We start from the raw sequence: 6,621 nt of genomic DNA, 5'->3' as shown, positions 1-6,621 counted from the left end.
CCTCCAGGCCCCCCGCACACCGGGTCCCGCTCCTTCGGGGGGCGGGCGCGGGAAGGTTCGCGGAGCCTTCGGTGAACGGACCGTGTCCTATTCCACAACTCCCCCAGGAACCGGGGATCGACCACGGTTTTTGTCTCCGAATTGATGCGCGGCCGCCTTACCGGGCCCGGAATTCATAAGGGAATCCCTGATAATGTGACGGCGGTCGCTGCCGGGTTGAGGATCCCGTTCCGGACACTACGGTGGGTGACCGGCTTGGGACACACCACCGGTCCCGGACCTCGGTAGGGCGTTGGCTTCGCGCCGAAGGGGTGTGCGGCCTCTACCATGACCGCCGCGCCCCGGCCTCCTGCCACATAAAGCTCTTGCGGTGTTCAAGGAGGACGTCCATGACGAGCAGCAACCGGCAGCCCATCCCCGCTGCGAGCCCGGTCATCGGTGAGGAGGAGATCGAGGCCGCGGTACGCGTGATGCGCAGCGGCCGGGTCGTACAGGGCCCCGAGGTGGCCGCCTTCGAGGAGGGCTTCTCGGAGCTGGTCGACGGCCGCCACTGCGTCGCCGTCAACTCCGGTACCTCCGCGCTGCACCTCCTTCTGCTGGCGGCCGGCATCGGCCCGGGTGACGAGGTCATCGTCCCGTCCTTCTCGTTCGCCGCCACCGCCAACGTGGTCAGGCTGGTCGGCGCGGACCCGGTCTTCGCGGACATCGAGGCCGACACCTTCTGTCTGGACCCCGCCGCCGTCGAGGCCGCCATCACCCCCCGTACCGCCGCGATCATGCCGGTGCACCTCTACGGTCACCCGGCCGCCATGGACAAGATCATGGCCATCGCCGACCAGCACAAGCTCGCGGTCGTCGAGGACGCCTGCCAGGCGCACGCGGCGGCGCTGAACGGCACCCCGGTCGGCGCCTTCGGCGTCGGCGGCACCTTCAGCTTCTACCCGACCAAGAACATGCACTCCCTTGAGGGCGGCATGATCTCCACCGGCGACGCCGAGATCGCCCGTACCCTGCGGCTGCTGCGCAACCAGGGGATGGAGCAGCGGTACGCCAACGAGATCGTCGGCTGCAACATGCGGCTCACCGACGTCGCCGCCGCCGTGGGCCGGGTACAGCTCGGCAAGCTCCAGGGCTGGACCGAGCAGCGCATCGCCAACGCCGCCTACCTCAGCGAGCACATCACCGCGCCGAACGTGACCACGCCGGTCGTGGCCGAGGGCGCGCGGCACATCTACCACCAGTACACGATCCGTGTCAGCGGTGACCGTGACGCCGCCATGGCCCGTCTCACCGAGGCCGGTGTCGGCAACGCCGTCTACTACCCGACCCCGATCCACCGGCTGCGGCCGTTCTGGGAGCCGGACCAGAAGGCGGGCCGTCACTGGGACCTGCCCGAGACCGAGCGCGCCGCGGCCGAGGTCTTCTCGCTGCCCGTGCACCCCTCGCTCTCCCAGGACGACCTGGAGCGCATCGTCACCGCCGTGAACGAGCTTGGAGAGAACCTGTGACCACCGCGACTCTGCGGGCCGGGCTGATCGGCCTCGGCTCCATGGGCCGTCACCACGCGCGTGTCCTCGCGGGACTCGAAGGCGTCCAGTTCGTGGGCGTCGTCGACCCGATGGGGGACAAGAACGGCTGGGCGCAGGGCGCGCCCGTACTGGCCGAGGTGGACGACCTGATCGCCCTCGGTGTGGACTACGCGGTCGTGGCCTGCCCGACCGCGCTCCACGAGGAGGTCGGCCTCAAGCTGGCCGCGGCCGGGATCGGCGCCCTGATCGAGAAGCCCGTCGCCGACACCGTCGAGGGCGCCCGCCGTCTGGTCGACGCCTTCGAGTCGCGCGGGCTGGTCGCGGGCGTGGGCCATATCGAGCGCTGCAACCCGGCGCTGCGGTCGCTGCGCCAGCGGCTGGAGGCCGGGGAGCTGGGCGACGTCTACCAGGTCGTCACCCGCCGCCAGGGTCCCTTCCCGCACCGCATCGCCGATGTCGGTGTGGTCAAGGACCTGGCCACCCATGACATCGACCTCACCGGGTGGGTGACGGGACAGACGTACACCTCGATCGCCGCCCGTACGGTCTCCAAGTCCGGCCGTCCGCACGAGGACATGGTCTCCGCCGTCGGCCAGCTCTCCGACGGCACCATGGTCAACCACCTGGTGAACTGGCTGAGCCCGCTCAAGGAGCGGTTCACCTCGGTCACCGGTGAGCGCGGCTGCTTCATCGCCGACACCCTCACCGCCGACCTCACCTTCTACTCCAACGCCGCCCAGGCCACCGAGTGGGAGGCGCTCCAGGCGTTCCGCGGGGTCGCCGAGGGTGACATGATCCGTTACGCCATTCCCAAGCGTGAGCCGCTGCTGGTGGAGCACGAGCTGTTCCGGGACGCGATCCTGGGCAAGTCGGACGACATCTGCACGCTCCGCCAGGGTCTGCGGACGGTCGAGGTGGCGGCGGCCGTCCTCGAGTCCGCCGCAGCAGGGGTGACCGTCGACCTCTCCGCGCACGCGGCCCAGTAGGGCGAGGGAGCCTTGACCAGTCCTGATGTCACCGTCGTCGTGGCGGTGTACAACACCATGCCGTATCTGACGGAGTGCCTTAACTCCCTTGTCGGGCAGAGCATTGGCCTGGACCGGCTGGAGATCGTGGCCGTCGACGACGGCTCCACGGACGACAGCGGGGCGGAGCTGGACCGCTTCGCGAAGAAGTACCCGAAGACGGTCAAGGTGATCCACCAGACGAACTCCGGTGGCCCCGCCGCGCCCAGCAACCGGGCGCTGGAGGTGGCCACCGGCCGTTTCGTCTACTTCATCGGCTCCGACGACCACCTCGGCAAGGAGGCGCTGGCCCGCATGGTGGCCTGCGCCGACCAGCACGGCTCCGACGTGGTCGTCGGGAAGATGGTCGGCACCAACGGCCGCTATGTGCACCAGGCGCTGTACCAGAAGAGCGACCCGGACGTCAGCCTCTATGACTCCGCGCTGCCCTACACCCTGGCCAACACCAAGCTCTTCCGCCGTGAACTGGTCGAGAAGCACCAGCTGCGCTTCCCGGAGGACATGCCGGTCGGCAGCGACCAGCCGTTCACCATCGAGGCGTGTGTACGGGCGCGGAAGATCTCGGTGCTGGCGGACTACACGTACTACTACGCCGTCAAGCGCGGCGACGCGAGCAACATCACCTACCGGGCCGACCATCTGGCCCGGATGCGCTGCGCCGAGCGGATCCTGGACTTCGCGGCCGGGCTGATCGAGCCGGGCCCGAAGCGGGACCATGTCTTCGAGCGCCACTTCAACTGGGAGCTCGCCAAGCTGATCCAGGGCGACTTCCCCGAGGTCGACCCGACGGTACGGCGGGAGCTGTGCCTCGGTATCGCCGGGCTCGCCGACGAGTATCTGACCGACACCATCCGTGACGCGCTGCCCGTGCAGCGCCGGGTCCGGCTCGCCCTCGCCCAGCAGGGCCTGGTGGACGAGCTGGTCGCGATGATCGCGGCGGAGGAGAAGGGGGTCGCGCCCGGGTTCCTGGTGGAGGACGGCCGTGTCTTCGCCCGCTACCCGGGATTCCGTGACTCCGCCTTCGGGCTGCCGGACCGTGTCTACGAGGTCCTCGGTGACTCGGTCGCCGCCGCCCTCGCCTCCGGTACGGAACTGCTGTCGGCCGCGTGGGACCAGCGCGGCGACGATCTCGCGCTCGCCGTCTCCGTACGGGTCCCCGTCGCCGGGCTGGCCGGTGACGCCGACGAGCTCGCGCTGAAGCTGATCCAGGGCGCCATGCCCAAGAGCGCCGACAAGCCCGGCGCGCGCCGTCTTCCCGCCGACCGTCCCGTCCCCGCCGCCGAGGGCGAGCAGCGGCTGGAGCCGGCCGCCGACGGCCGGTCCACCGTCGTCCACGCGCTGATCCCGATCCCGGCGCGGACCGCGTCGACCGGGCTGCGGGTCCATCTCCGGCTCGCGGGCTGGATGTATGAGATCCCCGTACGCGGCGAGGACAAGCCGATGCCGCTGGCCCGGCGCTGGCGCGGCGGCACCCCGTACCGGGTGTCCGCCCGAGTGAACACCAAGGGACGGGTGGTGGTCTCGACCGGACTGCTGTTCCCGCCCCCCGAGAGATGGTGGTCGCAGGTGCGGCCCCTGCTGGCTCGTGTGAAGAGGAAAGTAACCCGATGAATATCTGTGTAGTAGCGCTCGGCAAGATCGGGCTTCCGCTCGCCGTGCAGTTCGCGGCCAAGGGCCACAAGGTCATCGGCGCCGATGTGAACGAGACGGTCGTCGAGCTGGTCAACGCGGGCACCGAGCCCTTCCCGGGCGAGCACGACCTGGACCGGCTGCTGAAGGAGACCGTCGGCGCCGGACTGCTCAGCGCCACCACCGACACCGCCGCCGCCGTCGCCCAGTCCGACGCCGTCGTCGTCGTCGTCCCGCTCTTCGTGGACGCCGAGGGCACCCCGGACTTCGGCTGGATGGACTCCGCCACCCGGGACATCGCGCGCGGCCTCAAGCCCGGCACCCTCGTCTCGTACGAGACCACCCTCCCCGTCGGCACCACCCGCACCCGCTGGGCGCCGATGCTGGAGCAGGGCTCGGGGCTGACCGCGGGCGAGGACTTCCACCTCGTCTTCTCCCCGGAGCGGGTCCTCACCGGCCGGGTCTTCGCCGACCTGCGCCGCTACCCCAAGCTCGTCGGCGGCATCGACGAGGCGTCCGCCCGCCGTGGGGTGGAGTTCTACGAGAGCGTGCTCGACTTCGACGAGCGCGCGGACCTGCCGCGCGCCAACGGGGTCTGGGACCTCGGCACCGCCGAGGCGTCCGAGCTGGCGAAGCTCGCCGAGACCACCTACCGCGATGTCAACATCGGTCTGGCCAACCAGTTCGCCCGGTTCGCCGACCAGAACGACATCGACGTCAAGAAGGTCATCGAGGCCTGCAACTCGCAGCCCTACAGCCACATCCACCAGCCCGGCATCGCCGTCGGCGGCCACTGCATCCCGATCTACCCGCGGATGTACCTGTGGAACGACCCCGAGGCCACCGTCGTGCGCTCGGCCCGTGAGGCCAACGCCGCCATGCCCGAGTACGCGGTGGACCTGCTGGCCGCCGCCTACGGCGACCTCACCGGCGCCGGGGTGCTGGTGCTCGGCGCCGCCTACCGCGGTGGCGTCAAGGAGACCGCCTTCTCCGGTGTCTTCCCGACCGTCGAGGCGCTGAAGGCGCGCGGGGCCGTCCCGTACGTCTCCGACCCCATGTACACCGCCGAGGAGCTCACCGCGCACGGCCTCACCCCGCACGCGGGCGAGCAGGTCACCGCGGCCATCCTCCAGGCCGACCACGCCGAGTACCGCGAGCTGGCCGCCGCCGACCTGCCGGACGTCCGCGTCCTCGTCGACGGCCGCCGCACCACGGACCCGGCCCGCTGGGAAGGCGTGCGCAGGGTCGTCATCGGCGGCTGAAACGGGTGAGCGGCAGTGAGGCGGCCCTGCTCCCGCGCCCCGGGCGGCGCGGGGGCAGGGCCCTGTGCGAAAGGCAGAGGGCATGACCTGGTTGATCACCGGCGGCGCCGGATACATCGGTTCGCACGTCGTGAAGGCGATGACGGAGGGCGGCGAACGCGTCGTCATCCTGGACGACCTGAGTACGGGAACGAAGGAGCGCGTCCCCGACGGCATCCCCCTCGAAGTGGGCACCGTCCTCGACCGCGCACTCCTCGACCGGGTGCTGCGCGAGCACGCCATCACCGGGATCGTGCACCTCGCGGGCAAGAAGCAGGTCGCCGAGTCCGTCGCCCGGCCGCTCTACTACTACCGCGAGAACGTCGAGGGCCTGCGCAACCTGCTCGCCGCCGCCGTCGACGCGGGCGTCACCCGCTTCCTGTTCTCCTCCTCCGCCTCCGTCTACGGCATGCCGGACGTCGACCTCGTGACCGAGGACACGCCCTGCCAGCCCATGTCCCCCTACGGGGAGACCAAGCTGGCGGGTGAGTGGCTGGTCAGCTCCGTCGGCGCCGCCCACGGGCTGGCCACCGCGTCCCTGCGCTACTTCAACGTGGCGGGCGCGGCGACGCCCGAACTCGCCGACGAGGGCGTCTTCAACCTGGTCCCGATGGTCTTCGAACGGCTGACGGCCGGGGAGGCGCCCCGGGTCTTCGGCGACGACTACGCCACGCCGGACGGCACCTGCGTCCGTGACTACATCCACGTCGAGGACATCGCCTCCGCGCATCTCGCCGCCGCGCGACGGCTCGCGTCGGACCCGTCGGCCGCGCTGGTGCTCAACATCGGGCGGGGCGAGGGCGTCTCCGTCTCCGAGATGGTCGCCGTCATCCAGGACATCACCGGCATCGCGGAGCCCGCGCCCGTCATCACGGAACGCCGCCCCGGCGATCCGGCACGGGTCGTCGCCTCGGCGGGCCGCATCCGGGACGAACTGGGCTGGGCGGCGCGGCACGACGTACGCGCGATGGTCACCTCCGCCTGGTCCGGCTGGACCCTGCGCCACTAGGGCCGCGCGGAACGCCTGCCCGCCCGGGGGCGTGACTCGTGCCCCCACGGCCAGGGCCCGTGGCCAGGCGCGGGGCCGCCTGTCGAGTCGCGGGCCGTATGACTGAGGCCCGCCTCCCGGGGATGAAC

5 protein-coding genes are annotated in these 6,621 nt (G+C 70.9%); all 5 read left to right on the top strand.

All coding sequences use genetic code 11. From position 1 onward, the window contains the following. Window positions 1-389: 389 nt before the first annotated feature. Window positions 390-1,508 (top strand): DegT/DnrJ/EryC1/StrS family aminotransferase, encoded by a 1,119-nt coding sequence (locus ACFVIM_RS31070; protein WP_384308444.1) that lies wholly within the window; start codon window positions 390-392, stop codon window positions 1,506-1,508. Further along, complete coding sequence (locus tag ACFVIM_RS31065) at window positions 1,505-2,515, top strand: Gfo/Idh/MocA family protein (protein ID WP_384308441.1); 1,011 nt, start codon at window positions 1,505-1,507, stop codon at window positions 2,513-2,515. The genes ACFVIM_RS31070 and ACFVIM_RS31065 overlap by 4 nt, the downstream gene beginning before the upstream one ends. A 12-nt stretch (window positions 2,516-2,527) precedes the next feature. Then, a complete protein-coding gene (locus ACFVIM_RS31060) occupies window positions 2,528-4,165 on the top strand; it encodes a glycosyltransferase family 2 protein (protein WP_384308438.1) in 1,638 nt (545 codons plus the stop codon). After that, window positions 4,162-5,445: a nucleotide sugar dehydrogenase gene (locus tag ACFVIM_RS31055; RefSeq protein WP_384308436.1), complete on the top strand. Its 1,284-nt coding sequence runs from the start codon at window positions 4,162-4,164 to the stop codon at window positions 5,443-5,445. The genes ACFVIM_RS31060 and ACFVIM_RS31055 overlap by 4 nt, the downstream gene beginning before the upstream one ends. Before the next feature lie 82 nt (window positions 5,446-5,527). Beyond that, window positions 5,528-6,493, top strand: a complete 966-nt coding sequence (galE, locus tag ACFVIM_RS31050; protein WP_384308433.1) for a UDP-glucose 4-epimerase GalE — start codon at window positions 5,528-5,530, stop codon at window positions 6,491-6,493. The last annotated feature ends 128 nt before the right edge of the window (window positions 6,494-6,621 follow it).

It is taken from the genome of Streptomyces sp. NPDC057638, assembly GCF_042800315.1.
Lineage (GTDB): Bacteria > Actinomycetota > Actinomycetes > Streptomycetales > Streptomycetaceae > Streptomyces.
Note: the sequence above shows the minus strand (reverse complement) of the source record. Positions and strands in the feature narration are given on the sequence as shown.